Raw genomic sequence first — 25,809 nt, forward strand, 5'->3', positions numbered from 1 at the left:
TTCGATTACCTGAATTATAACTATTTTTACAACTCCAAAACCCCATCCATGAAAAAAGCAATACTCCTTGTTTTCACAGTTCTTTCGATGCAATCACAGGCGCAATCTAAAAACGATACCGATTCTTTACAAAAAAATCGAACTTCCAAATGGAATTTTGGACTGGAATTAGACGTTTTGCCTTATGCAACAGGAGGCTACTTTGGAGCAATTTGGGCGGGCAAAAATAAATGGCGAGGCAGAGCTCTTTTGGCCGATGTCAACAAACCCGACTTAACAACCAAAGACGGTTTCACAAACCATCACATAAAAGCTTATGCGGTTGTTTTGGATCGTTTTTTGAAAGACAATTGGAAAGGTTGGTGGATTGGTGGTGGGCCTGTTTACTGGAAAAGCAACATCCAAAGTGATAGCAGCAATGCCACAAAAAACTTCGAAAACTTCTTATTAAACGGCAGTTTGGGTTATAACTTCACTATTTACAAAAACATCTATATTTCGCCTTGGGCAGGTTTAAGCCTTAAAGTTGCAGGCAATGATGAATTCATTTTGGACAACAAAGAATACAATTTACCTTTGCTCAATCCGGAAGCTTCAGTCAAATTTGGGCTTTATTTTTAAAATCTTACTTCTAATTTAGAACCAATAGTTTCAAAAACAAGCAATAAAACAGTTTTATTACTTTAAATTAAAACCTCACAAAGAAATTTTGTTTAGTTTTATGTTTTGAACAGAAAAATGGATTAGAAAAATCTTTTAAAAATTTGATTAAAGCACAGGATCTTCATTATGAATTTTAAAACTATTTTGAAATCGAAAATCATATTTCTACTAATCCTTTTTTATTCCCAAACAATTCTTTCCCAAGGGGGAGAAAAAATAGAAGAAGAAAAGAAACGCCCACTGCGCTCCATTGTTGATTTATTTACAAAAGAAGATACTCTAAAAATAAGCAAACCGGATTCCAAAACAAATTTAATTGCATTTCCCACATTAGGTTATCAGCCCGCAAATGGTTTTACACTTGGGTTTATAAGCCAATTTAGTTTTAAATTAAAGCCAGAAAACAAAATTTCATTACTTTCGGGAGGAGCATCCTACAGCACCCAAAAACAAGTCCTGACTTATCTGAAAAACAATATGTACATCAGTAATGACAAGTTCTACTTTAGCGGTGATTTTCGTTATTATATATTCTCACAATCCAATTTTGGTCTAGGAACAGATATTATCCCTTGGGGCACAGAATTTAAAGATTTTAATTTTAGCTCTATAGAGCAGCCTATGAATTACAATTACTTTAAATTCCATGAAACAGTATCCTACAACATCTTTCCCTCTTTTTTTATTGGATTAGGAATACATTTTGACAGTTATTCCAACATCGATGACAAACTTTTGGATGTTGCCAACGAACAGTACACCTACCATTATAATTATTCAAAAAAATATGGATTTAGCGATAAGAATTATGCTGTCAATGGGATGAGTCTAAATTTGATATACGACACTAGGGATAACCTAATAAACACCAATAAAGGTTTGTTTCTGAATATGAATTACCGCTACAATCCGCAAACCGATCTTAACAGACACAGCAGTTCCACTTTATTACTTGAATCCAGATATTTTATACCTCTCAGCAAAATAAACAAACAATACGTTCTAGGTTTTTGGGCTTATGGCCAGTTTTTAGCTAGCGGTAAACTCCCCTATTTAAATCTTCCTGCCATTGGTTGGGATCAAAACAGCCGAAGCGGGAAAGGGTATACGCAAGGGCTTTTTAGAGGCACAAACCTTGTGTATTTTGAAAGCGAATATCGTTTCCCAATTACCAAAAATCAAATGATCAGCGGAACAGTATTTGCCAATGCCACAACAGCTAGTGATATTGACAAAAACCTCAACTTATTCGAATCTATTCAGCCCGCGATTGGAATAGGATTGCGAGTTCTGCTAGACAAAGACACGCTAACCAATTTTATCGTCAATTTTGGTCTCGGACGCGATTCACAAACATTCTATTTTAATGACGGAGAAGGATTTTAAATCTTAATTCTATTGCAAATTTTGAAGCAGAAAGATTTGGCTTTTTTAGGCAACATCGTCCCGCACACGAGGCGAAAGCCGAACTGGCGAAGCAATCCGTTGCAATCTTGTTTGCCTCCCGATAGCCATCGGGACCGGCAAACAAGGATTTTCATTACTATCGGGGCTAAAGAGAGAGATTTTGCTTTTTTGCCATCATTAAAGAAAGAAAAACAGTAATAATCGAATTCAGTTTTTAACAAAAAATAAGTATCGGTTTTTACTATATTTGCGCTTTAAAAAAAACAACCCATTTCTATGAAACATCTATTATCTGCCCTTGTGGCCTTGACTCTTCTTATCTCTTGTAACAAAAATAAAGAAGTAACAAACGAAGTAACAAAAGAAACACCAGTTGATTACGTTGCCAAAAACGACAAAGAAATCACAGATTACCTGGCTAAAAATAATTTAACAGCCGAAAAAAGCGAGTCTGGTTTGTACTATATAATTAAAGAACCTGGAACTGGAGCGCAACCTACCGCTACATCAAATGTAACTGTAGCTTACAAAGGTTATTTCACGAACGGAAATGTATTTGACGAAAGTAAACCAGAGGGAATTTCTTTTGGCTTGGATCAAGTGGTAAAAGGATGGACTGAAGGTATTCCTCATTTCAAAGCCGGAGGTAGCGGTATTCTTTTGGTACCAGCTCATTTAGGATATGGAAATGAAACGATGGGACCTATTCCTGGAGGTTCAGCACTTATATTTGATGTAAAATTAATTTCGGTAAACTAAATCAATTTTTCGCATAAAAGTAAATTGAATAACAATGCCCATTTCTATGAAACACTTATTATCTGCCCTTGTGGCCTTAACTCTTTTTATTTCTTGTTCTTCTTCCAATGACAAAGAAGAAAACATTGATTATGTTGCCAGAAACGACAAAGAAATCACAGATTATCTGGCCAAAAATAATTTAACTGCACAAAAAAGCGAGTCTGGTCTTTATTATATAATTAAAGAACCCGGAACAGGAACACAACCTAGTACAACTTCAAATGTAACAGTAGCCTACAAAGGATATTACACCAGCGGAACTATATTTGATCAAAGTTCAGACGCAGGGATTTCTTTTGGTCTAAACCAAGTGATTAAAGGCTGGACAGAAGGCATTCCTTATTTCAAAACTGGAGGCAGCGGTATTCTTTTGATACCCGCACATTTAGCATACGGGAATTATGATTATCGAGGTATTCCCGGAGGTTCGATACTTATTTTTGACGTTAAATTAATTTCGGTAAATTAAACACATTCATCCAAGAGAAATTAAATTTCGGTCACAATAAAAACAAAAACCACAACAGAATCCAATTCTGTTGTGGTTTTTGTTTTTGAGCTGAATAACACATTATTGATTAAAGTAAAATATAAAATTAATTGTCGCCTAAGCCAATGCTGATTGAACTATAGTAAAACAATTATTCTCCAAATTCTCTTGTCATTTACTACAAAAAACCAAAAATAACTACTTTTATGCAAAATCTTATTACTTTGAACGGCACATGCATTTACTGGTAAAAAAACAACAACTAAAAAAGGTTTGCTCAAAATAAAATCCTTAAATTTACTATTGATTCTTACAGATTCTATTGCAATTTGGAAAAGTAGCACTACGACAACAAAACCTGATATTCAATCAGTTAATTAACTTTATTTATTTTTTAATCATTCACACTTACTTATACGTGACTATTATGGAAAATTTTAGTTTAAGACCGAAAGGAAATTTCACTTGGACTGCCGAATACAGAGAATTATACATTCTCACCGAACATTGGCAGTCAGATTTGAAGTTCTATAAAGAGGATTTGAACTTTTTGTATCATCTTGTTGACAAATATTTTATTTCACTGATCAACAAAGAAAATCTGGGAGAAATGAGAATTCTATCATCCGGTTTGTCTGAAACAAACATAAACTGTGAAAGACTACTAGAGAAAACATCCAAACATTTGACCCATTTAACAGAACTAATTGATGATCCATTTAAATATGACTCTCATAAATTTAGAAGCGAGCACGAAGAATTAGAAAATGAGATTTCCTCTTTTATTAAAAAATTTCGAAAAATAAAACAAGAAACCTTCGCGGATATGGAACAAGTTATTCAAAAAGAAGTCAAAAAATTAACCCCTTAGAGCAATTGCAAAACCAACTGAACGAGTTATTCGAAATATAACACCATTTTATAAGTAAAATATTTTCTAAGCTAGTAAAATACAGCAATAAAAAACCACAGCAAAATCCAATTATGCTGTGGTTCTTTATTTATAAAATATCAAATTTTACCAAGCAATCGGTCGATAATCTTTCAAGAATTTTCCGCACCAGTGTTTTCCTGTATTGATTCCGTCAAATAAAGGATCCATAACCCGAGCCGCTCCATCCACAATATCCAATGGTGGTTGAAAATCCTGTTCTTCCTGTTTTCGTTTGGCCAGTTCAGCTGGATCTTCATCGGTTACCCAACCAGTATCTACCGCATTCATAAAAATTCCGTCTTTTGCAAGAGTTCCTGCGGCAGTGTGTGTGAGCATATTCAAGGCGGCTTTGGCCATATTGGTATGTGGATGGCGGTCTTCCTTGAAATCACGATAAAACTTCCCTTCCATAGCCGAAACATTAATGATATGTTTTTTGCCCGTATTGTCTTTCTTCATTACTTCCGATAGACGGTTACACAACACAAAAGGTGCAACTGAATTCACTAGTTGTACTTCAATCATTTCAGTAGTTTCTATTTGACCTAATTTCAATCGCCAACTATTTACTTTGCGCAAATCGACTTGTTGCAAATCAGCATCCAGTTCCCCTTCGGGAAAAACTTCTTGTGTGACCAATGCATTATCAAAAGAATATGGAATTTGTGATAATTTGGCAGAAGCCCTTAAACCAATTCCAGGTTCGGGTCCGTGCCAAGTTACCGGCATATTTTGATTCGAAGAAGCTCCTGCAGTCAATACTTTTAATTCTTCTAAACAATTGGCATGATCCAATAATAAATCTTGTGCTAGCTGTGGCAAAGAAGCAATTGGACACTCCTCATTTTCTATTAAATGAGTATAGAATCCTGCAGGTCTTCTCACGGTTTGTGCGGCATTGTTGATCAGAATATCCAATCGCCCGTATTTTTGTTCTATGAAATTGCAAAAAATCTCCACGCTCGGAATATGTCTTAAATCTAATCCGTGAATTTTCAATCGATGACCCCACTCCATAAAATCATCTTCCTTGGAAAAACGCAAAGCCGAATCCACTGGAAAGCGAGTCGTGGCAACAACAGTCGCTCCACCGCGCAAAAGCATCAAAGTAATATGGTAGCCAATTTTTAGGCGAGAACCCGTAATCACTGCAATTTGTCCTTTCACATCAGCCGTTTGAAAACGTTTGGCATAATTAAAATCGCCACAATCGGGACACATTGAGTCATAAAAATGGTGCATTTTGGTAAACTCCGTTTTGCACACATAACATTTTCTAGGCGTTTCAAGTTCCAACTGTTCTCTAGAAGCTAAATCATTTGATGCCAAAAATTTTGGAGCCACAAAAATACTTGCTTCACGGGCAGAACGAATTCCGGTTTCCTTACGAGCCGTTCTATCTTTCTTTTCCTGCTTGCGTTTGGCCAATGCTTTTCCGTCCTTTTTTCTTTTAGCAAACTCATCTCTATCAGGACGTGAAAATTGCCCAGCTGCTTTGATTAAAGCGGTTCGTTGCTCTTTTGGTATTTCAAAAATCTGATCGGTATCCGTATTCAATTGCGTCAAAATAGCGATGCATTGATTTATTTCTTCCAATGTTATTGTCTTCCTGTCCTCTATTATTTCCTCCATCATCATAAAAATTCTGTTTCTGTTCGTGGGTAAATTCCAAGGGCGCAAAGATAGTCTTTTTAAAGTCTTAAAGTTTCAAAGTCATAAAGTCAAAAGCTGGAAATCACACCAATATCTTTATTTTTTTGACTCTTTAATAATTTTCGACTTTATGATTTTGGACTTTGGACAATTATCTTAGTATCTTCGCCAATCGTTTATAAAACCTTGATTGAGCTTTTATGTTATTCCAAATCAAATCCTATATTAAATTTCTTTGGCATTCCAAAAACGAACACGCCGTTCATTCACCATTTGTATTTAGCTTATTGACCAACTGTTTTTATAACAAAAAATTCAAATCGGAATATGTTCTTTTACGACAGTACCGAAGCGAACTTCTGCAAAACAAAAACACCATTGAAGTTACTGATTTTGGAGCGGGTTCCCGTGTTTTTAAATCCAATACGAGACAGATTGCGCAGATTGCCAAAACAGCAGGGATTTCAACCAAACGAGCTCAATTATTGTTTCGGATTGTGAATTATTTTAAGCCATCCTCGATTTTAGAAATAGGAACATCTTTAGGATTAGCCACTTCTGCCCTATCTTTAGGATATCCAGAAGCAAAAATCACAACGCTAGAAGGTTGTCCGGAAACAGCAAAACAAGCTCAATTGCAATTGCAAAAATTCAATTTCAATAATGTAGAATGTGTCGTTACTGAATTTAAAAGCTACTTAGAAATCTGTAATCTAAAATCTGTAATCTATGATCTGATATACTTCGACGGCAACCATTCAAAAAAAGCTACCATAGAATATTTCGAATTACTATTACCTACGATAACCAACGAAACAGTATGGATATTCGATGATATTCACTGGTCAGCAGAAATGGAAGAAGCTTGGGAAATCATAAAAAATAATCCGAAAGTAACCGTAAGTATTGACACATTTCAATGGGGACTGGTTTTCTTCAGATACGAACAACCCAAACAGCATTTTATAATTAGAACTTAACTTTTAAAATTTAAAATCACACCATGGATATCAAACAAATTTTTGAGAACAATAAAAAATGGGTTGTCAAACAACTCGAAATGGACGAACATTATTTTGAAAAACTCTCAAAAGGACAAACTCCTGAATTTCTCTATATTGGCTGTTCAGATAGCCGAGTTTCTGCCGAAGAGCTTATGGGATTAGAACCTGGAGAGGTTTTTGTGCATCGCAATATTGCCAATATGGTCCCCAATACAGATCTAAATTCCATGTCGGTTATCAATTATGCGGTAGTGCAATTAAAAGTTAATCACATTGTAGTATGTGGACACTATGGCTGTGGCGGTGTACTTGCTGCCATGCAACAATCCGATTTGGGAATTTTAAATCCCTGGCTGAGAAACATTAGGGACGTTTACCGAATCCATCAAAAAACACTTGATGCAATAACTAACGAAGAGGAAAAATACAAAAGACTGGTCGAGTTGAATGTCCAGGAACAATGTATCAATGTCATAAAAACTGCCGAAGTTCAAAAAGCATTCAAAGAAAGAGGTTTAAGAGTATATGGTTGGATTTTTGATATACACAGTGGTAAATTAATTGATCTGAACATCAACTTTACAGAAATATTAAAGGACATCACTAAAATTTACAAAATTTCGAACTAGCAATCGGTCAATTCATTAAAATCTATTCAATTTATAACAAAAAAAAAGACAGTCACCCCCATGACTGTCAATTTTCATTTTGAATAACTAAATCTATAATAAATTATAGAACAAAAACTTTTCAAAATACAAAGTTAGAATAGATAACCTTAATCGTCCTTATAAACTTTTAATAAAGCAAACTTAAAGTATAAGAATCAAAACACAAAGAAAAAAATCGTTAAAATTCATATAAAATAGACAAAATACACTATTTTATTTTTTTAACAGTTATTTAGCTACTAAATTAACAAAACTTGAATTAATATTTTCTTAAAAAATGACAACCATTTCTGATTGCCATTTTCATTGAATCAATATTTAATTACCCTTTTGCTTTTGCCATTTCATCAGATTTAGCCCCCATTCTATTCAAAGTATACATTGGTGCAAATTTCAATTTCAATGCAGCAATTTTATGGTTATCGCTTGAAGTAAGACCTTCATTTTCCACAGTGTTTTTTCTGCTGTCCAATGCTTCATACATCAACTTCACTTCGTCCCAATCCTCACGAGTGTAACTATCTTTGTTTTTATGGGCTGTATCCACAAACATTTGATAAACACCAAGTATATTTTTGGCATTTACCCAGTTAAAATTCATATCATTCCCCACTTTTCCTTCTCCAAAAAGTGCATTTCTTAATCGTTGTTTTGGGCTATCAGCAATTTTAGCTTGATTTACAGCTTCTTCTTCAGCTATCATTTTAGCTTTCAATTCTTCATATTTCGCTCTACTAGCATTAATACGCTCTTGTGCTTTTATATCCTCTTTCAAATTCTGCAAAGCTGCTTCTGCTTCTGCATTTCGTAATTCATAAGTAGCTTGAATAGATTCCCAATTTTCTTTTGTCGCTACAGAGTCCATTTTTCCTAATGAATCAACATAGACAACATAAGTTTCTACTGACTTCTCAGCTTGTATTTTTTTTTCATCCTTACAAGATGAAAATCCCAAAGCAATTACTGCCATTCCCAATAATAATTTTCTAGTTTCCATAATATTTTATTTGTTTTACATTTCTTCATCAAATTTACCCCAAGTCATATCATATATAATTTATATGTGGTAATTATATAAACAATCAAAAAAATTCTGAAACAAATGAAAATCAGACAGTAATGATACATTTGGGCGTGACCCTCCGTAAAAACTACGGGTCGTGCTGTTCGTTCCCGCTTTTATTGAATTGCACCTTAAAAAGCGGTGCAATTCAATAAAGAGCTCCACTGCCATCACTCACGCAAAAAACTGCTATCAAACAAATTTGATTTAAATAAACACTTTAACATTAGAATTAATCTCAGCCACGATGATATTGCATCCAATAAGATTGTAACAAAAATCCAACTATAACTACTTATCATAAATTAAAAAGTCTTTTGTACTTTTAAAACCGAAAATCAACAATCTACACACGAGCCCAAAGGGCGAACTGGCCAAGCAATCCAATATTCTTATGAAAAATCCACTTATAAAAATTACCAACATCAAACGAGACTTTGTACTTGGAGACGAAATTGTATATGTATTAAAAGGTATTGATTTAGAAATTAATAAAGGAGAATATGTAGCCTTAATGGGGCCTTCGGGATCTGGTAAATCTACACTAATGAATTTATTAGGTTGTTTGGACACACCTACCTCCGGAACTTACATTCTAAACGGAAAAGATGTGAGTCACATGAAAGACGACGAATTGGCCGAAATTCGAAACAAAGAGATTGGTTTTGTTTTTCAAACGTTCAACCTTTTACCGAGAACAACTGCACTTGATAACGTGGCTTTACCCATGATTTATGCAGGCTATTCAAAAACAGAAAGGAATTTACGCGCGACCGAAGTACTGAATCAAGTAAATCTAGGCGACAGAATGGACCACCAACCCAATCAACTTTCAGGAGGGCAACGTCAACGTGTGGCAATCGCCAGAGCATTGGTCAACAAACCTTCTATTATTCTCGCCGATGAACCAACGGGAAATCTAGACAGTAAAACTTCTTTAGAAATAATGAAACTTTTTGGAGACATTCATGCCAATGGAAACACCGTAATCCTAGTAACTCACGAAGAAGAAATCGCTGCTTATGCTCATCGTGTTATTCGATTGAGAGACGGAATCATTGAGAGCGATAGTGTGAAAGAACAGTATCGCGAAGAAACAGTATATAAATAAATCAGCTTAACACTTTTAGAATTACCCTCTAAATAATTCCCCAAAACCTTAGAACCTAAACGCAAATGACAATTGGTTTACTTACCTGTGAAAAACTTCCTGATTTAACAATCTCAGATCAACAATTAATTCCAGAACTAGCCAAACACAACCTCATTGCTAAAGCGGTAATTTGGAATGACAAAAAAATCAATTGGACTGATTTTGATTATCTAATCTTTCGCAATACTTGGGATTATTTTGAGAAAGAAACCGAATTTAATTTGTGGCTCAACCAAATAGAACAATTGGGTATTAAAACGCTCAATCCAATTGAGATCATTAAACAAAACAAGCATAAATTTTATTTACGCGAAATGGAAAAGGAAGGAATTTCTATTCTTCCCACTATTTTCATTGACAAAACCGAACACCTAATTCTTGGCGAAATAATTCCAAAACATTGGGAAAAAGCAGTTTTAAAGCCGGCTTTTTCTGCAGGTTCCTATCAAACAACTGTTTTTGATGTATCAGATATTGAAAAAACTAATGACGAATACACAAAAATAGCTCAAGAAAAAGAATTGCTTTTACAGGAATTCATACCAGAAATCCAAACATTGGGAGAAACCTCTTTTATCTTTTTCAATAAAACATTCTCTCATGCCGTCAATAAAAAACCAATTGATGGTGATTTTAGAGTGCAATCCCAATTTGGAGGGAGATACACTTTAATACAACCAAGTCAAGAATTAATAGACAAAGCACAAAAAGTCGTAAATACTTTTCATCACAAATTATTATACGCCCGAGTTGATGGAATTGTAATTGGTACTGAATTGCATTTAATGGAAATAGAATGTATCGAACCTGATTTGTATTTCAACATCAGTGAAGGAGCACTAGAACGGTTTGTTTCTTCAATAATCGAATTAATAAAGTAATTTTGTTTTTCAGACGAACTGAAATCTAAATTCTAAATTCATAAATCTAAAATTAGAATGAAAGTATATACAAAAACCGGAGATGGTGGAACTACTGCTCTTTTTGGAGGAACCCGCGTACCAAAAGACCATGCCCGCATAGAAAGTTATGGAACTATAGACGAACTGAATTCCTATATTGGGCTTATTCGTGACCAGGAAATAAACAGTCACTACAAAGAAATCCTAATTGAAGTACAAGACCGCCTTTTTACCATAGGTGCAATTCTGGCAACTCCACCTGAGAAAGAGGTGATGAAAAATGGAGAACTTCGATTAAAAAAACTTGGAATAACGGAAACCGACATCGAATTATTGGAAAATGAAATAGACACTATGGAAGAAGCACTCCCACCAATGACTCATTTTGTTTTACCCGGCGGACACCAAACTGTGTCATATTGTCATATAACTAGATGTGTTTGTCGTCGCGCAGAGCGACTTGCCGTGCATTTAAGTCATAATGAACCAGTTGCCGAAATAGCCATTAAATACTTAAACCGACTTTCTGACTACCTTTTTGTATTGGCACGAAAGTTGTCTTTAGATTTGAAGGCTGATGAAGTGAAATGGATACCGAGGAAATAAGTATTCAGTTTGCAGATTGTAGTATACAGTATTTTAGAATAGATTTTCAGTTTTAAATTCTGGAATCTGTAACCTTAAATCTGTTGTCTGAAAATACGTTCTTAACTTTAAAAAAAATAAATCATTTTTTACTTGTCTTTTTCAGTAAAAAATTTATTTTTGCACAAACTAAATCGACAAATATGTATTGGACATTAGAATTAGCATCCTATCTAAGCGATGCACCGTGGCCTGCTAACAAAGACGAACTTATTGACTACGCTATTAGAGCAGGAGCTCCATTAGAAGTAGTAGAAAACCTTCAATCTATTGAGGATGAAGGCGAGATATATGAATCAATGGAAGAAATTTGGCCAGATTATCCTACGGACGAAGATTATCTTTGGAACGAGGATGAATATTAAAAAAAGTAAACCAAGAAAAAGTCTCAAAAGAGGCTTTTTTTTTGTTTAATTTTACACAGATATACAAGTTACATTAAATAGAAATAAAAATAAATCATGAGTTTCATAAACAGTATTATTAAAATCTTTGTTGGAGATAAATCTGAGAAAGATGTCAAAGCTTTACAACCGTATTTAAATAAAATAAAGACTTTTGAAAGTGCTTTGCAATCCTTGTCACATGACGAATTAAGAGCTAGAACAGCTTTTTTTAAAGAAAAAATAAAAGAAGCTCGTGCCGAAAAAGATGCCAAAATTGCCGCTCTTAAAGTGGAAGTAGAAGGTATTGAAGACATTGACAAACGCGAAGATATATATCTTGCTATTGATGCTCTTGAAAAAGAGGCTTACGATATATCTGAGAAAACACTAATGGAAATTCTTCCTGAAGCTTTTGCGGTTGTGAAAGAAACAGCAAGACGTTTCAAAGATAACTCACAAATAGTAGTTACCGCTACCCCAAAAGACAGAGAACTTTCTGCTACAAAAAGTTATATTACACTTGATGGTGATAACGCTATTTGGGCTAACACTTGGAATGCAGCCGGTAAAGAAATTACTTGGGACATGATTCACTATGACGTTCAATTAATTGGCGGAATGGTTTTGCACGAAGGTAAAGTTGCCGAAATGCAAACAGGGGAAGGTAAAACATTAGTGGCGACTTTGCCATTATACTTGAATGCCTTAACAGGAAACGGTGTGCATTTGGTAACTGTGAATGATTACTTGGCCAAACGTGATAGTACTTGGAAAGCACCTTTATTCGAATTCCACGGAATGACCGTTGATTGTATAGATAATCACCAACCAAGCACTGAAGCAAGAAAAAAAGCATATGAAGCCGACATTACTTATGGTACTAACAACGAATTTGGTTTTGACTACCTAAGAGATAATATGGCACATTCGCCAGAAGATTTGGTTCAAAGAAAACACAATTACGCTATTGTCGATGAGGTCGATTCTGTTTTAATTGATGATGCCCGTACTCCTCTTATCATTTCAGGACCAGTTCCTCAGGGAGACCGTCATGAATTCAATGAGTTGAAACCAAAAATTGAAAACTTGGTAGCGTTACAACGTCAATTGGCTAATGGTTTTCTTGCTGAAGCTAAAAAATTAATCAAAGAAGGAAATACCAAAGACGGTGGTTTCTTATTATTGAGGGCTTACAGAAGTTTACCTAAAAACAAAGCGTTGATCAAGTTTTTGAGTGAAGAAGGAATTAAACAATTGCTTCAAAAAACCGAAAACTCTTATATGCAAGACAACAATCGCGAAATGCCAAAAGTGGATGAAGCTTTGTATTTTGTAATTGAAGAAAAAAACAACCAAGTAAGTTTAACGGATAATGGTATCAAATTCCTTTCGGGAGATACTGAAGAGAACTTTTTTGTACTTCCAGACATTGGAACTGAAATTTCTATTATCGAAAAGAAAAAGTTAGATAAAGATGCCGAAGCAGAAGAAAAAGAAAGATTGTTCCAAGATTTTGGTGTAAAAAGTGAGCGTATTCACACTTTGACACAACTTTTGAAAGCATATAGTCTTTTTGAAAAAGATGTGGAATATGTAATCATGGACAACAAAATTATGATTGTCGATGAGCAAACAGGTCGTATCATGGATGGTCGTCGTTATTCTGACGGTTTACACCAAGCGATTGAAGCCAAAGAAAACGTAAAAATCGAAGCTGCTACACAAACATTTGCTACCATTACATTACAGAATTATTTCAGAATGTACAACAAATTGGGTGGTATGACTGGTACAGCTGTTACCGAAGCTGGTGAGTTATGGGAAATCTATAAACTGGATGTAGTGGAAATTCCAACCAACAGGCCAATGGCTCGTATAGACAAAGAAGATTTTATATACAAAACAACTCGTGAAAAATTCAATGCAGTTATTGAAGATGTAACAGAATTATCAAAAGCTGGAAGACCAGTTCTTATTGGTACCACTTCGGTTGAGATTTCAGAATTATTGAGCAGAATGTTGAAAATGCGTGGTGTAGCTCACAACGTATTGAATGCAAAAATGCACAAACAAGAAGCACAAATTGTTGAAGAAGCAGGAAAACCAGGAGTAGTGACTATTGCTACCAACATGGCTGGTCGTGGTACCGACATTAAATTATCTCCTGAAGTGAAAGCCGCTGGAGGTTTGGCAATTGTAGGTACAGAACGTCACGATTCTCGTCGTGTTGACCGTCAGTTACGTGGTCGTGCTGGTCGTCAAGGAGATGTGGGAAGTTCTCAATTTTATGTTTCTCTTGAAGATAACCTAATGCGTTTGTTTGGTTCTGAAAGAGTTGCCAAAGTAATGGACAGAATGGGATTGCAAGAAGGAGAAGTAATCCAACATTCGATGATGACAAAATCTATCGAACGTGCTCAGAAAAAAGTAGAAGAAAACAACTTTGGTGTTCGTAAACGTTTATTGGAATACGATGACGTAATGAATGCTCAACGTGAAGTAGTTTACAAACGTCGTCGTCACGCCTTGTTCGGTGAGCGCCTAAAATTGGATATCGCCAATATGCTTTATGATACTTGCGAACTAATTGTTGATGAAAACAAAGCTAAAAATAGTTTCAAAGATTTTGAATTTGAAATTATTCGTTATTTTTCATTTACATCACCAGTAACACAAGAGGATTTTTCCAAATTAACTGAAATTGAAATCACAGGTAAACTTTATAAAGCGACACTTGAATTTTATACTCAAAAAACAGAAAGAAGCGCTAGAGAAGCTTTCCCTATCATCAAGAATGTTTACGAGGACAAAAACAACCATTTTGAGCGCATTGTAGTTCCTTTTACAGATGGAATAAAAGTATTCAACGTTGTAACTGACTTAAAGAAAGCATACGAAACTGGAGGAGCTCAACTGATAGCCGATTTCGAAAAGAACATCACTTTATCTATTGTTGATGAAGCTTGGAAAAAACATTTACGTAAAATGGACGAATTGAAACAATCAGTTCAATTGGCAGTTCACGAACAAAAAGACCCATTGCTTATTTACAAATTAGAAGCGTTTAACTTGTTCCGCGGTATGCTTGATAATGTGAATAAAGATGTAATTTCGTTTTTATTCAAAGGTGATTTGCCTGCGCAAAATGCTCCTGTTATTGAAGAAGCAAGAATCGAGCGTAAGGTTGAAGATTACAAATTAAGCAAAGACGAAATTCCAAATAGTGAAAGTGCTAATCAAGAAGCTGGACAAACGCAACAAAGACAAGTAACTGAAACTATCGTTCGCGACCAACCAAAAATAAATCGTAACGATACGGTTACAATACAAAATGTAGCCAATGGTCAAACACAGGAAATGAAATACAAAAAAGCCGAAAGCTTAATAGCTAGCGGAGCTTGGGTTTTGGTTTCTTAATAAAACATAAATTTGATTTGAATCCCCAATTACGAAAGTAGTTGGGGATTTTTTTTATTCCTGCATATCGATTCAAAATTATAAATCATTAAAAAAATATAAAATAAGTTTAAATTTGAACTATAACAAAAAGTTACATACAAGACTAATCCCTTAAAAAAAATGATTTGGAGTGCTTATTGGATCTATCTTGAGTTACCTACAAGTTTTTAATACCCAAAACCATCTGAAAAATTATTTGATATAAAATGCCTAAAACATCCGATACTATCCGCTTCTATCGACCAGAACTCGATGCCTTAAGATTTTTCGCCTTTATGTGTGTTTTCTTTTTTCATTTTATGGACTATGTTCCTGTCGATCAAAAAACACAACCAATATTTTACACTTTTTGTACTGCTGGGGCATTTGGCGTTCCAATTTTTTTTCTTTTGAGTTCTTTTTTAATTGTGGAACTTTTGCTTCGGGAATTAAAAAAAACGGACACAATACATATAAAATCATTCTATACTCGCAGAATACTGCGCATTTGGCCACTCTATTTTGCGGTTTTTATTGGATTAATTATTCTTGGGCAATTCATACCTGGCGTGGCTACCAATAAAGTATCCGCCTGGTTGGCGTTTCTGTTTTTTTATGGAAACTGGTATATATTTCATTTTGGATGGATTGGCGGCCCAATAGATCCGCTTTGGAGCATTGCTGTAGAAGAACAGTTTTATATAGCTATTCCGTTATTAACGAAAATGGGAGGACGAAAACTGCTAACCAAAGTTAGTATTGCTTTACTAATAGTATCGTACGCCTTATGTGTTTATTATGCAAAATTGCAGTATAGCGGCGAAAGCGGACAATGGTTAAATAGTTTTTTCCAATTTCAATTTTTTGCTGGAGGAGCTTTGTTGGCAATTTTCCTTAAAGGACGAATTCCTAAATGGACAATATTAATTCGATTCATTCTTTTCATAATTGCTTTGTTTTGCTGGTTCTTTGCCGTTTATGGATTTGGTGTAAAAAGCTATGATGGGCATCCGACTGTTTCTGGGGCAATTCTTGGTTGGTTACTGGTTTTGGGAGGTTCAACTCTATTTTTCTTAACGACACTGGGTACACCTCAAAAATTTATTCCAAAGAGTTTAGTCTATTTAGGCCGTATTTCATTTGGGTTATATATATTTCATTCGCTCGTTTTTCATCTCGCTTTCAATAATTTTAAGACTTATTGGGAAAAATCACTTTTGGATTTGAATTTTTCTTCAATGACTATATCAGTAATCGGTACTATTCTCGTTTTTGTTTTTACAGTTGGTATGGCAGGTTTATCGTATCGCTATTTTGAGAGACCATTTTTAAAACTTAAGGAACGATTTGCAATAATAAATTCTCGTCCCGAGTGAAAACAAATTACAATAAACTGAATCCAAAAAGAGAATTCAAATGAATATACCATTTCAAACCATAGATTGGGATCAAATACAAACTACGGAGCACAAAGGAACGACTGGAACAGCCTATTGGCAAACAGTTCTATTTGATGGTCTTCGAATCCGTAAAGTAGTTTATTCTGAAAACTATTTGGCGGATCATTGGTGTCAAAAAGGCCATATTGTTCATTGTCTGGAAGGCGAATTCAGTAGCGAATTAGAAAATGGAGAAATTTATAAACTCACCCAAGGTATGACCTACATTGTTTCAGACGATTTGAGTTCGCATCGTTCTATAACAACAAAAAAAGTCACATTATTAATTATCGACGGTGCTTTTTTAAAACCAAAAGAGTGATTTTTTTTGATATAAAATCCTCATCTTTATAGTTCTTTTGCCTAATAGAAATAAGTATGAATAGATTAATTAACAAACTCATCAATTTCGTTGACCTTCATAAGGGAGAAGATGACAAGAAAAAGGTGCTTGAAAATATAATAGGTAACATATCTTTTCGTGGTTCCAATTTATGGATTTTAGCTTGTGCTATTGTTATTGCTTCTGTGGGACTCAATGTCAATTCAACTGCTGTAATTATTGGTGCAATGTTGATTTCGCCATTAATGGGACCTATCGTAGGAGCCGGTTTTGGATTGGGAATGTATGATTTTGAATTGGTCAAAAAATCAATCAAAAATCTTGCGATAGCAACAATTGTAAGTTTAATCGTTTCGACGCTTTACTTTTATATTAGCCCATTCAAAGAAGTTCAATCAGAACTTTTGGCTCGTACTTCACCAAATATATATGATGTTTTAATTGCATTTTTTGGGGGATTGGTTGGTGTTATTGCAGTTACCAGAGTTGAAAAAGGAAATCCTATTCCGGGAGTGGCTATTGCTACTGCTTTAATGCCTCCATTGTGTACTGCGGGTTATGGATTAGCGACCGGAAATTATTTATTTTTTGGAGGAGCGCTGTATTTGTACACTATAAATTGTGTTTTTATATGCATTGCCACTTTTATCATTGTCAAATTTTTAAAATACCCTATTGCCAAACAAATTGATTTGAAACATCAAAAGCAGGTGAAACAAGGAATTACAGCACTTCTTCTAATCATGATTATTCCAAGTGTATATTTTGCTTATCGATTATTTGACGAAAAAAAATACATACAGCGAACTGAAGAATTTATCGAAAAGGAATTTCCACAAAAAGAATACACTCTTATTTATAAAAAAACAGACTATAATACTAATCCAAAAATTATACAATTGGCTTTTTTATCCAAAAAATTCAGCCCTGTCGAAATTAAATCTTTCAATCAGAAATTAAAAGAATATGATTTAATGAATACACAACTCTTAATCAAACAGGACACTTTTGATTTAAAAAATGATATCCTAAATACCATTAATAGTCATAAAAAATCTGGAGCCGATAAAGACGAATTGATTAATGATTTACAAAAAAAGATATCAAATTATCAAGCCAACAATACAAAAGTCAGTAATGAAGTTATTATTTTATTCCCTGAAATTAAACCAATTGCTATCACACAATATGCTAGCAAAAACAAAACTATTCCAGTACTTTTATACAAAAGCAAAACTGAATTAAAATTGGATTCTAAAAAAAAATTAACGCGTTGGCTCAAGCAAAGATTGGAAAAAGATAGCGTAGAAGTTTACAGACAACGGTAATGATCTAATATCGAATCAAAAAAATGGGTACCTTTACTAAACTATATTCAATTATTAAAAAACAACTAAAAATATACTATTATGTCAAAAAGTCAAGACGCTAAGAAAACCGTCAAAAAAGAGCCTCTTAAAACCGCTAAAGAAAAAAAGGAAGAAAAGAGAGAAAAGAAAAATAGCCCAAAAAGGGATTAATTATTGATATTGAAAAACCCTCGCTTATTGCTAAACGAGGGTTTTGTATTTATTAATTTGCTTAATTATTTAACTGGAATATTTTTTAAAATTTCCAATACAAATTTCCAATATTTTTGGGCAGAAGAAATACTTGCTCTTTCATCGGGTGAATGTGCACCATGAATAGTTGGTCCAAAAGAAATCATATCCATATCAGGATAGTTTGTTCCTAAAATTCCACATTCTAATCCGGCGTGACAAGCCGCTACATTTGGTTTTTCACCGTTTTGTTTTTCATAAATGGAAACCAAAACATCTAATATTTCAGACTTAGGATTTGGTGACCAACCTGGATATGAACCAGAGAATTCAACTTCACAACCCATTAATTCAAATGCTGAACGCAAAGCATTGGCCATATCAAATTTGGACGATTCCACAGAAGAACGTGTCAAACATTGAACAGAAAGTTTTCCCTCTCCCAGCGTTACTTTTGCAATATTATTAGAAGTTTCAACTAGATTGTCAAAATCTGCACTCATTCTATAAACGCCATTGTGAGCGGTATACATCGCTCTAACGAAATAAAACTGCGCTATCGTTGGCATTACAGTTGCTGGTACAGTGTCTAATTTTTCGAAAACAACTTCCAAATTTGGTTCCGTTGTTTGAAATTCCGCTTTGATTTCGTTTACAATTTGTTGCATATCAAATACAAAAGCCTCGTCGTAAACAGCTGCGATAATTACTTTTGCTGTGCTTTCACGCGGAATCGCATTACGAAGACTCCCGCCATTGATTTCAGAAATTTGCAATCCAAAATTATCAAAACCATCAAATAATAAACGGTTCATAATTTTGTTGGCATTCCCCAAACCTTTGTGAATATCCATTCCTGAATGTCCTCCGTTTAATCCTTTTACTTTTATAGAATAAGCAACCGAACCTTCTGGCGTTTCCTCTTCATCATACTCTGCAGTGGCGGTAACATCGATTCCCCCGGCACACCCAATACCAATTTCATCATCCTCTTCGGTATCCAAATTCAATAAAATATCTCCTCTAAGAATTCCACCTTTTAGATTCAAAGCACCAGTCATTCCAGTTTCTTCGTCAATTGTAAACAAAGCTTCAATAGCAGGATGCGGAATATCTTTACTTTCTAAAATTGCCATAATAGTTGCAACACCAAGACCATTATCGGCGCCAAGTGTAGTTCCTCTAGCACGAACCCAATCCCCATCTACATACATATCGATTCCTTGAGTATCAAAATCAAAAACCGTATCGGAGTTTTTTTGGTGTACCATATCCAAATGTCCCTGTAATACAAGGGCTTTTCTGTTTTCCATTCCTGGAGTTGCAGGTTTGCGAATAATCACGTTTCGGATTTCATCTTCAAAAGTTTCTAGTCCCAAACTGGTACCGAAGTCTTTCATAAACTCAATTACACGTTCTTCTTTTTTGGAAGGACGAGGTACCGCATTCAAATCGGCAAATTTGTTCCAAAGTGCTTTTGGTTCTAGATTTCTTATCTCTTGACTCATTCTGTTGTATATTTTTTAATTAAAAACGTTTAAAATAATAAAACCTCAAAGTTACAAACTCCAAAGCTAGTTTTATAAAAGTTTTAATTTATTTTAAAATAAATAATCCACCAAAATTTGTTTCTTTACAATACAATTTATAAAAAATGAAACGAAGTTACATTCTCCCCTTATTCTTGTTGGTTCAAATCATAATTCTAAAAATCATTCGGTTTTCCCCAGAATGTGTAGAACGTTTTTACAGCAACGGATTGTATGTTTATCTATCAAAATTTTCGAGAATTGTTTTGGGAAAAATTCCTTTTTCAATAGGTGATTGTATTTATTTTATTCTGATTTTACTCGTTTTAAAATGGTTTTGGAAAAACAGAAAGTCTTGGAAAGAAGAATGGAAAAATAATCTCTTAACTATTTTGAGCGTTCTTTCTGTGTTTTATTTTTTCTTTCATTTCCTTTGGGCCTTGAATTATTATCGTGAACCGTTGTTCGAAAAAATGAACATTGAAAGGGATTATACCGATGCCGATTTATTGACTTTTACCAAAAAATTAATTGCAAAAACGAATGCAATCCAAAGTCAAATCACAAAAAACGACAGTCTGAAAGTAGTATTCCCGTATACTCAAAATCAGGTTTTTGAAATGAATCAAAATGGGTATAAGAACCTATCTAGAGAATATGATTTTTTCACCTATTCGCATTTGAGTATTAAGAAATCCCTTTTTAGTTTGCCCCTCACCTATATGGGTTTTGGAGGCTACCTAAATCCATTTACCAATGAAGCGCAGGTCAATTATTTAGGTCCAATGTACAGTTTCCCGATGACTACCAATCATGAAATGGCGCATCAGATGGGATATGCCAGCGAGAGTGAATGCAATTTTATTGGTTTTCTGTCTTCTATAAAAAATGATAATCTGTATTTTCAATATTCAGGATATTGTATGGCTTTGCGCTATTGTCTGGCTAATTGGCAAGTTCGAAATGAAGAAACATTAAAACAATTACTCAAAACCGTTCATCCTGGTATTTTGAAAAATTATCAAGAAAGTCAGGATTTTTGGGAGCAATACCAAACACCAATTGAAACGGGTTTTCATATTTTTTACGATCGTTTCCTAAAAATTAACCAACAAAAAGACGGTATGGACAGTTATAGCAAATTTGTGAATTTAATGGTGAATTATTATAAAACTAGGGCATTGTGAGTTGATAGTTGTTGGTTTTGTATTGTCAATTTTGGATGTTAAAGACATTTTTTTTCCTTTGAAAAGGTCTTATGAAAAACAAAATTTCTGGATTAGCCCCGATGGAAGGGAAAATCCTTTTTGAGAACTTTGTCAAAGTTTTGAACTTTGACAAAGTTCTCAAAAAGATTGGAATGACAGCGGGAGGAATGTTATTATGAATGATTGATTTGTGCTCCTAATTATTATGCTTATTTAAAATAAAAAAGTGACGTTTTGTAACAAAATGTGCGGGTGTCGTACTAATGGGATATGAGTGAAAATCTAGAACCTTCTTTTGTCAAGCAATTGCAAGAAAACCAGAATATAATCCACAAGATTTGTCGATTGTATACTGCTGGTGAGGATGCTCATAAGGATTTGTTCCAGGAAATCACGATTCAGTTGTGGAAAGCTTTTCCAAAATTTAGAGGGGAAAGTAAATTTTCGACTTGGGCTTATCGAGTCGCCTTGAATACGGCAATTACTTTGTATCGAAAGAGTAAGCGCAGCATTGCAACCGTTGAGTACGAAGGGAGACAACATTTTACGCATGACATAGAATATAATTATGAGGAAGAGGAGCAGTTGAAATTGATGTACCAAGCAGTTTATCAGCTCAATGATATTGAAAAAGCGTTAGTATTTATGTATTTGGAAGACAAGGATTATACCGAAATATCGGAAACTTTAGGGATTAGTGAAGTGAATGCAAGGGTAAAAATGAATCGAATAAAAGGGAAATTAAAAAAAATATTAAATCCATTAGGCGTATGAAAGAGTTGGATTTATTGAAAAAAGACTGGAAAAAGAACGCAGCTTCTTTTGAGCAGGTATCGGAAAATGAAATTTACAAAATGATTCATAAAAAATCATCTTCGGTAGTGAAGTGGATTTTTATAGTGAGTATCATAGAACTTGGATTAGGGTTGGTATTGGGATTGGCCTTATCGTTTACCAAATACGATGAGAAAAACGTGGAATTAATTAAACATTTGGGTGTTTATGGCTACTATATAGCCGCAACTGTCCTACTGTATGCTGTTATTCTGTATTTTATTTTCAAGTTTTATACTATGTATCGTAAAATTGCGGTTGATGACAATACCAAAAAACTTATTTCAACGATATTAAAAACGAGAAAAGTAGTGAAGCAATACATCGCGTTTAACTTATCGTTTTTTGCTGTGTTTTTTATTGTTTTTGGAGGCTATTTATTTTACGAAGGCTATTTGGAAGGAGCTTCAAAAAATGGCGTGATTCATCCCGAAATGCCTTTACACATTGCCTTGATATCCTTGATTGTATTAATTTTGGCTACAGCGATTTTTACCTTTGCATTCTGGTTGATTTACAAATTAATCTATGGTATTTTATTAAAGCGTTTGCAGAATAACTTCGAAGAATTGAAAAAAATTGATTTATAAAAAAAAGAGACAAATGTCTCTTTTTTTTTTAATATTCCCATTGTCTCTTTTTATTCAGCTCTTCTTGCTCCTGCAATTCTTCTAGTGGAATGACTTTCAGGAAAGATGGATGTTGCTCGATTGCGTATTCAACCATTTCAACAATTTCATCAATGGAATCATTATCATAATCAATAGCCAAAGGCTCTTTGATGACAAGTGACTGAAGAATACCCTTCTTTTTCATATACAATCCTTTCTTGCAAAACGAGCGTCGAAAACCATCAATTACAATTGGCACAACTATAGGTCTGTGTTGTTTTATGATGTGTGCAGTTCCTTTTCGAACTGGCTTAAAAGACTTGGTTGTTCCTTGCGGAAAAGTAATTACCCAACATCAGCCAATGCAATCTTAATATTCTCCGTGTCATTTGGATTTACATCCTTTTTTTCGGTTACATCTTGCCCTTTAGCTCGCCAAGTACGCTCAACGGTAATTGCACCTGCATAAGCCATAATCCTAGGCAATAAACCTGCATGCATTGTCTCTTTAGCTGCTACATAATAAATATTCAATTTTGGGTTCCACATATACCAAACATTTTTTATGGAATCTTCACGCCCGCTTAAACTGGCATTAAACACATGAAACATCGCTGTTACATCTGCAAAATAAGTTTGGTGATTAGAAATAAAAAGAACGTTTGTATCAGGAAGTTTTTTAATAATTTCAGAACCTTCAATTTGCAGTTCATTAAAACCACGATAACGTCTGTGGCTAATAAATCCGAAGATTCTAATTAACCATTTTTTTATAAATAGTATGTGTCCAAAAGGATTTCGTTTAAATAATCCCATAAGATTGATTGTTTGTTTTTAGATTTGGGATTGCAAAATTACGATTATTTTTCCTTTTTTAATATTAAAAGGCGATGCTTTTAACAAAACTAACCATTCAAAAATTGATTTTATTCAAAACAGAATTCAAAACAATTTTTAATTCGCTTAACATCATGGCTGTCGCTCCCCAAACAATGTGATCCTCAATTTTAAACGCAGGCACCTCAATGGATTTTGCATAAGATGTTGTCATTTCTGTATTGACTACAATGGAATCACTTAAAAAAGTAGTCAATGGCAATTCAATTATGTCTGCTACTTCGCTAGGATCAGGATAAAAAGCTATTTCATCCCTGCAAATTCCCAAAAAAGGGTAAACCATAAAATTACTCGGAGGTATGTATAAATGGGTAAACGCTTTTAGCACTTCAATTTTATCCTGATGAATTCCGATTTCCTCGTAGGTTTCTCTTAATGCTGTTTGCATAAAATTGGCATCTTCCTGTTCATACTTCCCTCCCGGAAAAGCTATTTGGGAAGAATGAACTCCTTTGTATGAATTTCGAACAATCAAAACCAAATGAGTTATACTGTCTTTAGGATAAAATAACATCATAACTGCAGCATTTCTTGGCTTTATTTCATTAAAATTTATTTTTTTTGTAATTTCAAGACGCTGTTGCGGTACCATAACATTATGGGCAGCCTCACCAGGAAGATTTACAGCATCCAAATGAGGAACAATTTGTAAAAAATCTTGAAAATCCATAATCAAAGGTTATTTTTGCAAATAAAATAATATCTAAATATACTTTAGAAATAAGTGCCAAACAAATTTTTAAACATCCAAAACCCAACAATATGTACAGCAAAGAAGAAAATCAAAAACTAAAACACGAATTTTGGGTCGAATTTGCACAAAAATATCCAAGAAAATGGGTCTTGTATGATACTAAAATCAAAGATTTCTCTTTTAAATTTTATGTCGAAAACACCAAAGCCCAAGTACATATCGATATCGAAATGAGAAATGCAGAATTGCGTATTCAATATTTTGAAAAACTCCAAGCATTAAAAAACATACTCGAGGAAGAATTTGTCAAAGATTTGGTTTTTGAAAAAAACCACACTCTAGAAAACGGAAAAACCATTAGCCGTGTTTGGGTCGAGAAACTAAATGTTAGTGTAAGCAACCGCAAGTATTGGGATGAGATATTTGATTTTTTCCATGAAAAAATGAATGCTCTGGAACTATTTTACTTCGAGTACGATGAATTTATAAAAGATATTGAGATCTAAGATTGCTGATTAACGAGTGCTGATTTGAGATTTAAAGCAGCAGAACGAAATCTACAATCAAAAATCGTTAATCCTAAATCAAAAATCAAAATGGATTTATTTAGAGAAACAAATGATTGGGAGACTAAATTAACCCCAATTCTAGAAAGATACAAAGACCGAAAACATCCACTAGATTACCAAAATCTATATCAACTGGTCGTTATGGTCGTCCTTTCGGCTCAAGATTCGGATGCCAACATTAACAAAATAGCCCCTTCCTTGTTTGAAATTTTTCCTAATATGGAAAGTCTGTCTGTTTCGAATGTTGATGCATTAATCCCGCATATTTCCAAAGTTAGAAATTTTGGCACCAAAGCCAACTGGTTAATCGAGATTGTACAAACAGTCCAAAAAGACGAAAATATTCCACTCACCATGGAGCATTTAACCGCTTTGAAAGGAATTGGACGAAAATCCGCTAACGTTATCATGCGAGAAGCAGGAGTTCCTGCAGAAGGTATCATTGCCGATTTACACGTTATTCGTGTCACTCCAAGAATTGGATTAATCTCGGAGACACAGGACGGTAATAAAGTCGAAAAACAACTTATGCAAATTTTGCCAAAAAACATTTGGAGAGAAATTGGTATGGCTATTTCATTTTTAGGTAGAGAAATTTGCAGACCACAGCCAAAATGTGAAATATGTCCAATTAATACAATTTGTTTGTATTATAAAACCAATAAAAAATAAAGAGTTATATTCTTCTTTAAAAACTTCCCAATTTTTATCCTTATTATTACGGCATGACCGCAAGGGTCGGGCTGTCCATTATATTCCCGATTAACAAAAACTACGGCAAAAAGCCTTGTTTTTCTAAATCGGGAGATGCCATTTCCATCCCTCATGCAATCACGTTTCCATAACCGTATTTAGTATTTAATGATTAAATTTAGTATTGTCCTATAAACAAAAAAAAAGCCCCAAAGAGGAGCTGTTTTTTGTGATTTCGAAG

Annotated in this window: 25 protein-coding genes and 1 pseudogene; 21 read left to right on the top strand and 5 right to left on the bottom strand. The window is 34.2% G+C overall.

Annotated elements, in window-relative coordinates:
• The first annotated feature begins 48 nt into the window (after positions 1 to 48).
• The 5 genes from HQN62_RS15705 (at position 49) to HQN62_RS15725 (ending at position 4,232) form a co-directional block, all read left to right on the top strand.
• Positions 49 to 621: a hypothetical protein gene (locus HQN62_RS15705; RefSeq protein ID WP_173505085.1), complete on the top strand. Its 573-nt coding sequence runs from the start codon at positions 49 to 51 to the stop codon at positions 619 to 621.
• A 186-nt stretch (positions 622 to 807) separates the two neighbouring features.
• Positions 808 to 2,049 (top strand): BamA/TamA family outer membrane protein, encoded by a 1,242-nt coding sequence (locus tag HQN62_RS15710; protein ID WP_173505086.1) that lies wholly within the window; start codon positions 808 to 810, stop codon positions 2,047 to 2,049.
• Positions 2,050 to 2,346: 297 nt separating this feature from the next.
• Positions 2,347 to 2,829, top strand: coding sequence for an FKBP-type peptidyl-prolyl cis-trans isomerase (locus HQN62_RS15715; RefSeq protein ID WP_116797532.1), 483 nt, complete (start codon positions 2,347 to 2,349; stop codon positions 2,827 to 2,829).
• A 46-nt stretch (positions 2,830 to 2,875) separates the two neighbouring features.
• The gene (locus HQN62_RS15720) at positions 2,876 to 3,340 is read left to right on the top strand and encodes an FKBP-type peptidyl-prolyl cis-trans isomerase (RefSeq protein ID WP_173505087.1); all 465 of its coding nucleotides are present in this window, start codon (positions 2,876 to 2,878) and stop codon (positions 3,338 to 3,340) included.
• 448 nt (positions 3,341 to 3,788) lie between these two features.
• The gene (locus HQN62_RS15725; RefSeq protein ID WP_173505088.1) at positions 3,789 to 4,232 is read left to right on the top strand and encodes a hypothetical protein; all 444 of its coding nucleotides are present in this window, start codon (positions 3,789 to 3,791) and stop codon (positions 4,230 to 4,232) included.
• A gap of 147 nt (positions 4,233 to 4,379) precedes the next feature.
• Here HQN62_RS15725 and HQN62_RS15730 read toward each other — a convergent pair whose 3' ends face one another.
• Complete coding sequence (locus HQN62_RS15730; RefSeq protein ID WP_173505589.1) at positions 4,380 to 5,933, bottom strand: SDR family NAD(P)-dependent oxidoreductase; 1,554 nt, start codon at positions 5,931 to 5,933, stop codon at positions 4,380 to 4,382.
• A 215-nt stretch (positions 5,934 to 6,148) separates the two neighbouring features.
• On the opposite strand from HQN62_RS15730, the gene HQN62_RS15735 reads away from it, so the two are divergent.
• Positions 6,149 to 6,928 carry an O-methyltransferase gene (locus tag HQN62_RS15735; RefSeq protein ID WP_173505089.1) on the top strand — a complete coding sequence of 260 codons (780 nt, stop codon included), beginning with the start codon at positions 6,149 to 6,151 and terminating at the stop codon, positions 6,926 to 6,928.
• A 23-nt stretch (positions 6,929 to 6,951) separates the two neighbouring features.
• Entirely contained in the window at positions 6,952 to 7,581 is a 630-nt protein-coding gene (locus tag HQN62_RS15740; RefSeq protein WP_116797527.1) for a carbonic anhydrase, read from the top strand.
• Positions 7,582 to 7,945: 364 nt separating this feature from the next.
• Here the strand turns inward: HQN62_RS15740 and HQN62_RS15745 are convergent, their stop codons facing one another.
• A complete protein-coding gene (locus HQN62_RS15745; RefSeq protein ID WP_116797526.1) occupies positions 7,946 to 8,620 on the bottom strand; it encodes a hypothetical protein in 675 nt (224 codons plus the stop codon).
• 460 nt (positions 8,621 to 9,080) lie between these two features.
• Here HQN62_RS15745 and HQN62_RS15750 point away from each other — a divergent pair, with 460 nt between their 5' ends.
• The 8 genes from HQN62_RS15750 to HQN62_RS15785 all read left to right on the top strand — a co-directional run bounded on the left by HQN62_RS15750 (position 9,081) and on the right by HQN62_RS15785 (position 18,320).
• A complete protein-coding gene (locus tag HQN62_RS15750; protein ID WP_173505090.1) occupies positions 9,081 to 9,797 on the top strand; it encodes an ABC transporter ATP-binding protein in 717 nt (238 codons plus the stop codon).
• Positions 9,798 to 9,862: 65 nt separating this feature from the next.
• Positions 9,863 to 10,720, top strand: a complete 858-nt coding sequence (locus HQN62_RS15755) for an ATP-grasp domain-containing protein (protein ID WP_173505091.1) — start codon at positions 9,863 to 9,865, stop codon at positions 10,718 to 10,720.
• 57 nt (positions 10,721 to 10,777) lie between these two features.
• A complete protein-coding gene (locus HQN62_RS15760; protein WP_116797523.1) occupies positions 10,778 to 11,347 on the top strand; it encodes a cob(I)yrinic acid a,c-diamide adenosyltransferase in 570 nt (189 codons plus the stop codon).
• A 182-nt stretch (positions 11,348 to 11,529) separates the two neighbouring features.
• On the top strand, positions 11,530 to 11,751 hold the full coding sequence (locus HQN62_RS15765) for a DUF2795 domain-containing protein (RefSeq protein WP_007138072.1): 222 nt from the start codon (positions 11,530 to 11,532) through the stop codon (positions 11,749 to 11,751).
• A 96-nt stretch (positions 11,752 to 11,847) separates the two neighbouring features.
• On the top strand, positions 11,848 to 15,189 hold the full coding sequence (gene secA / locus HQN62_RS15770; protein WP_173505092.1) for a preprotein translocase subunit SecA: 3,342 nt from the start codon (positions 11,848 to 11,850) through the stop codon (positions 15,187 to 15,189).
• 248 nt (positions 15,190 to 15,437) lie between these two features.
• Positions 15,438 to 16,586 carry an acyltransferase family protein gene (locus HQN62_RS15775; protein WP_173505093.1) on the top strand — a complete coding sequence of 383 codons (1,149 nt, stop codon included), beginning with the start codon at positions 15,438 to 15,440 and terminating at the stop codon, positions 16,584 to 16,586.
• 40 nt (positions 16,587 to 16,626) lie between these two features.
• Positions 16,627 to 16,971 carry a DHCW motif cupin fold protein gene (locus tag HQN62_RS15780; protein ID WP_173505094.1) on the top strand — a complete coding sequence of 115 codons (345 nt, stop codon included), beginning with the start codon at positions 16,627 to 16,629 and terminating at the stop codon, positions 16,969 to 16,971.
• A 56-nt stretch (positions 16,972 to 17,027) separates the two neighbouring features.
• Positions 17,028 to 18,320 (top strand): DUF389 domain-containing protein, encoded by a 1,293-nt coding sequence (locus HQN62_RS15785; RefSeq protein WP_173505095.1) that lies wholly within the window; start codon positions 17,028 to 17,030, stop codon positions 18,318 to 18,320.
• 257 nt (positions 18,321 to 18,577) lie between these two features.
• On the opposite strand, the gene HQN62_RS15790 is transcribed toward HQN62_RS15785, so the two are convergent.
• Positions 18,578 to 20,041 carry an aminoacyl-histidine dipeptidase gene (locus HQN62_RS15790; protein ID WP_173505096.1) on the bottom strand — a complete coding sequence of 488 codons (1,464 nt, stop codon included), beginning with the start codon at positions 20,039 to 20,041 and terminating at the stop codon, positions 18,578 to 18,580.
• Positions 20,042 to 20,187: 146 nt separating this feature from the next.
• Between HQN62_RS15790 and HQN62_RS15795 the strand changes: the two genes are divergently transcribed.
• The 4 genes from HQN62_RS15795 (at position 20,188) to HQN62_RS15805 (ending at position 22,694) form a co-directional block, all read left to right on the top strand.
• A complete protein-coding gene (locus HQN62_RS15795) occupies positions 20,188 to 21,249 on the top strand; it encodes a DUF3810 domain-containing protein (RefSeq protein ID WP_173505097.1) in 1,062 nt (353 codons plus the stop codon).
• Between the two features lie 71 nt (positions 21,250 to 21,320).
• Complete coding sequence (locus HQN62_RS19045) at positions 21,321 to 21,449, top strand: hypothetical protein (protein WP_256412294.1); 129 nt, start codon at positions 21,321 to 21,323, stop codon at positions 21,447 to 21,449.
• A 91-nt stretch (positions 21,450 to 21,540) separates the two neighbouring features.
• Positions 21,541 to 22,044 carry an RNA polymerase sigma factor gene (locus tag HQN62_RS15800; RefSeq protein WP_111409049.1) on the top strand — a complete coding sequence of 168 codons (504 nt, stop codon included), beginning with the start codon at positions 21,541 to 21,543 and terminating at the stop codon, positions 22,042 to 22,044.
• Positions 22,041 to 22,694: a hypothetical protein gene (locus HQN62_RS15805; RefSeq protein WP_173505098.1), complete on the top strand. Its 654-nt coding sequence runs from the start codon at positions 22,041 to 22,043 to the stop codon at positions 22,692 to 22,694. Before HQN62_RS15800 ends, HQN62_RS15805 begins: the two co-directional genes overlap by 4 nt.
• A 28-nt stretch (positions 22,695 to 22,722) precedes the next feature.
• On the opposite strand, the pseudogene HQN62_RS15810 reads toward HQN62_RS15805, so the two are convergent.
• Together HQN62_RS15810 and HQN62_RS15815 are read right to left on the bottom strand one after the other, a co-directional pair.
• A pseudogene (locus tag HQN62_RS15810) lies at positions 22,723 to 23,531 on the bottom strand (lysophospholipid acyltransferase family protein).
• A 97-nt stretch (positions 23,532 to 23,628) separates the two neighbouring features.
• The gene (locus tag HQN62_RS15815) at positions 23,629 to 24,282 is read right to left on the bottom strand and encodes an NUDIX hydrolase (RefSeq protein WP_116797514.1); all 654 of its coding nucleotides are present in this window, start codon (positions 24,280 to 24,282) and stop codon (positions 23,629 to 23,631) included.
• Positions 24,283 to 24,374: 92 nt separating this feature from the next.
• On the opposite strand from HQN62_RS15815, the gene HQN62_RS15820 reads away from it, so the two are divergent.
• The gene (locus tag HQN62_RS15820; protein WP_173505099.1) at positions 24,375 to 24,812 is read left to right on the top strand and encodes a DUF4268 domain-containing protein; all 438 of its coding nucleotides are present in this window, start codon (positions 24,375 to 24,377) and stop codon (positions 24,810 to 24,812) included.
• A gap of 90 nt (positions 24,813 to 24,902) precedes the next feature.
• Positions 24,903 to 25,547 (top strand): endonuclease III domain-containing protein, encoded by a 645-nt coding sequence (locus HQN62_RS15825; protein WP_173505100.1) that lies wholly within the window; start codon positions 24,903 to 24,905, stop codon positions 25,545 to 25,547.
• The last annotated feature ends 262 nt before the right edge of the window (positions 25,548 to 25,809 follow it).

Origin of the sequence: Flavobacterium sp. M31R6, assembly GCF_013284035.1 — a bacterium.
Taxonomy (GTDB): Bacteria; Bacteroidota; Bacteroidia; order Flavobacteriales; family Flavobacteriaceae; genus Flavobacterium.

Bases quoted from the DNA above. Each gene is read 5' to 3' on its own strand.
- HQN62_RS15745 (WP_116797526.1), bottom strand. From the start codon at position 8,620: ATGGAAACTAGAAAATTATTATTGGGAATGGCAGTAATTGCTTTGGGA.
- HQN62_RS15735 (WP_173505089.1), top strand. From the start codon at position 6,149: ATGTTATTCCAAATCAAATCCTATATTAAATTTCTTTGGCATTCCAAA.
- HQN62_RS15725 (WP_173505088.1), top strand. From the start codon at position 3,789: ATGGAAAATTTTAGTTTAAGACCGAAAGGAAATTTCACTTGGACTGCC.
- HQN62_RS15815 (WP_116797514.1), bottom strand. From the start codon at position 24,282: ATGGATTTTCAAGATTTTTTACAAATTGTTCCTCATTTGGATGCTGTA.
- HQN62_RS15755 (WP_173505091.1), top strand. From the start codon at position 9,863: ATGACAATTGGTTTACTTACCTGTGAAAAACTTCCTGATTTAACAATC.
- HQN62_RS15775 (WP_173505093.1), top strand. From the start codon at position 15,438: ATGCCTAAAACATCCGATACTATCCGCTTCTATCGACCAGAACTCGAT.
- HQN62_RS15720 (WP_173505087.1), top strand. From the start codon at position 2,876: ATGAAACACTTATTATCTGCCCTTGTGGCCTTAACTCTTTTTATTTCT.
- HQN62_RS15800 (WP_111409049.1), top strand. From the start codon at position 21,541: ATGAGTGAAAATCTAGAACCTTCTTTTGTCAAGCAATTGCAAGAAAAC.
- HQN62_RS15785 (WP_173505095.1), top strand. From the start codon at position 17,028: ATGAATAGATTAATTAACAAACTCATCAATTTCGTTGACCTTCATAAG.
- HQN62_RS15765 (WP_007138072.1), top strand. From the start codon at position 11,530: ATGTATTGGACATTAGAATTAGCATCCTATCTAAGCGATGCACCGTGG.
- HQN62_RS15760 (WP_116797523.1), top strand. From the start codon at position 10,778: ATGAAAGTATATACAAAAACCGGAGATGGTGGAACTACTGCTCTTTTT.
- HQN62_RS15730 (WP_173505589.1), bottom strand. From the start codon at position 5,933: ATGATGATGGAGGAAATAATAGAGGACAGGAAGACAATAACATTGGAA.
- HQN62_RS19045 (WP_256412294.1), top strand. From the start codon at position 21,321: ATGAAAAACAAAATTTCTGGATTAGCCCCGATGGAAGGGAAAATCCTT.
- HQN62_RS15795 (WP_173505097.1), top strand. From the start codon at position 20,188: ATGAAACGAAGTTACATTCTCCCCTTATTCTTGTTGGTTCAAATCATA.
- HQN62_RS15715 (WP_116797532.1), top strand. From the start codon at position 2,347: ATGAAACATCTATTATCTGCCCTTGTGGCCTTGACTCTTCTTATCTCT.
- HQN62_RS15750 (WP_173505090.1), top strand. From the start codon at position 9,081: ATGAAAAATCCACTTATAAAAATTACCAACATCAAACGAGACTTTGTA.
- HQN62_RS15780 (WP_173505094.1), top strand. From the start codon at position 16,627: ATGAATATACCATTTCAAACCATAGATTGGGATCAAATACAAACTACG.
- HQN62_RS15820 (WP_173505099.1), top strand. From the start codon at position 24,375: ATGTACAGCAAAGAAGAAAATCAAAAACTAAAACACGAATTTTGGGTC.
- HQN62_RS15805 (WP_173505098.1), top strand. From the start codon at position 22,041: ATGAAAGAGTTGGATTTATTGAAAAAAGACTGGAAAAAGAACGCAGCT.
- HQN62_RS15705 (WP_173505085.1), top strand. From the start codon at position 49: ATGAAAAAAGCAATACTCCTTGTTTTCACAGTTCTTTCGATGCAATCA.
- HQN62_RS15825 (WP_173505100.1), top strand. From the start codon at position 24,903: ATGGATTTATTTAGAGAAACAAATGATTGGGAGACTAAATTAACCCCA.
- HQN62_RS15740 (WP_116797527.1), top strand. From the start codon at position 6,952: ATGGATATCAAACAAATTTTTGAGAACAATAAAAAATGGGTTGTCAAA.
- secA (WP_173505092.1), top strand. From the start codon at position 11,848: ATGAGTTTCATAAACAGTATTATTAAAATCTTTGTTGGAGATAAATCT.
- HQN62_RS15790 (WP_173505096.1), bottom strand. From the start codon at position 20,041: ATGAGTCAAGAGATAAGAAATCTAGAACCAAAAGCACTTTGGAACAAA.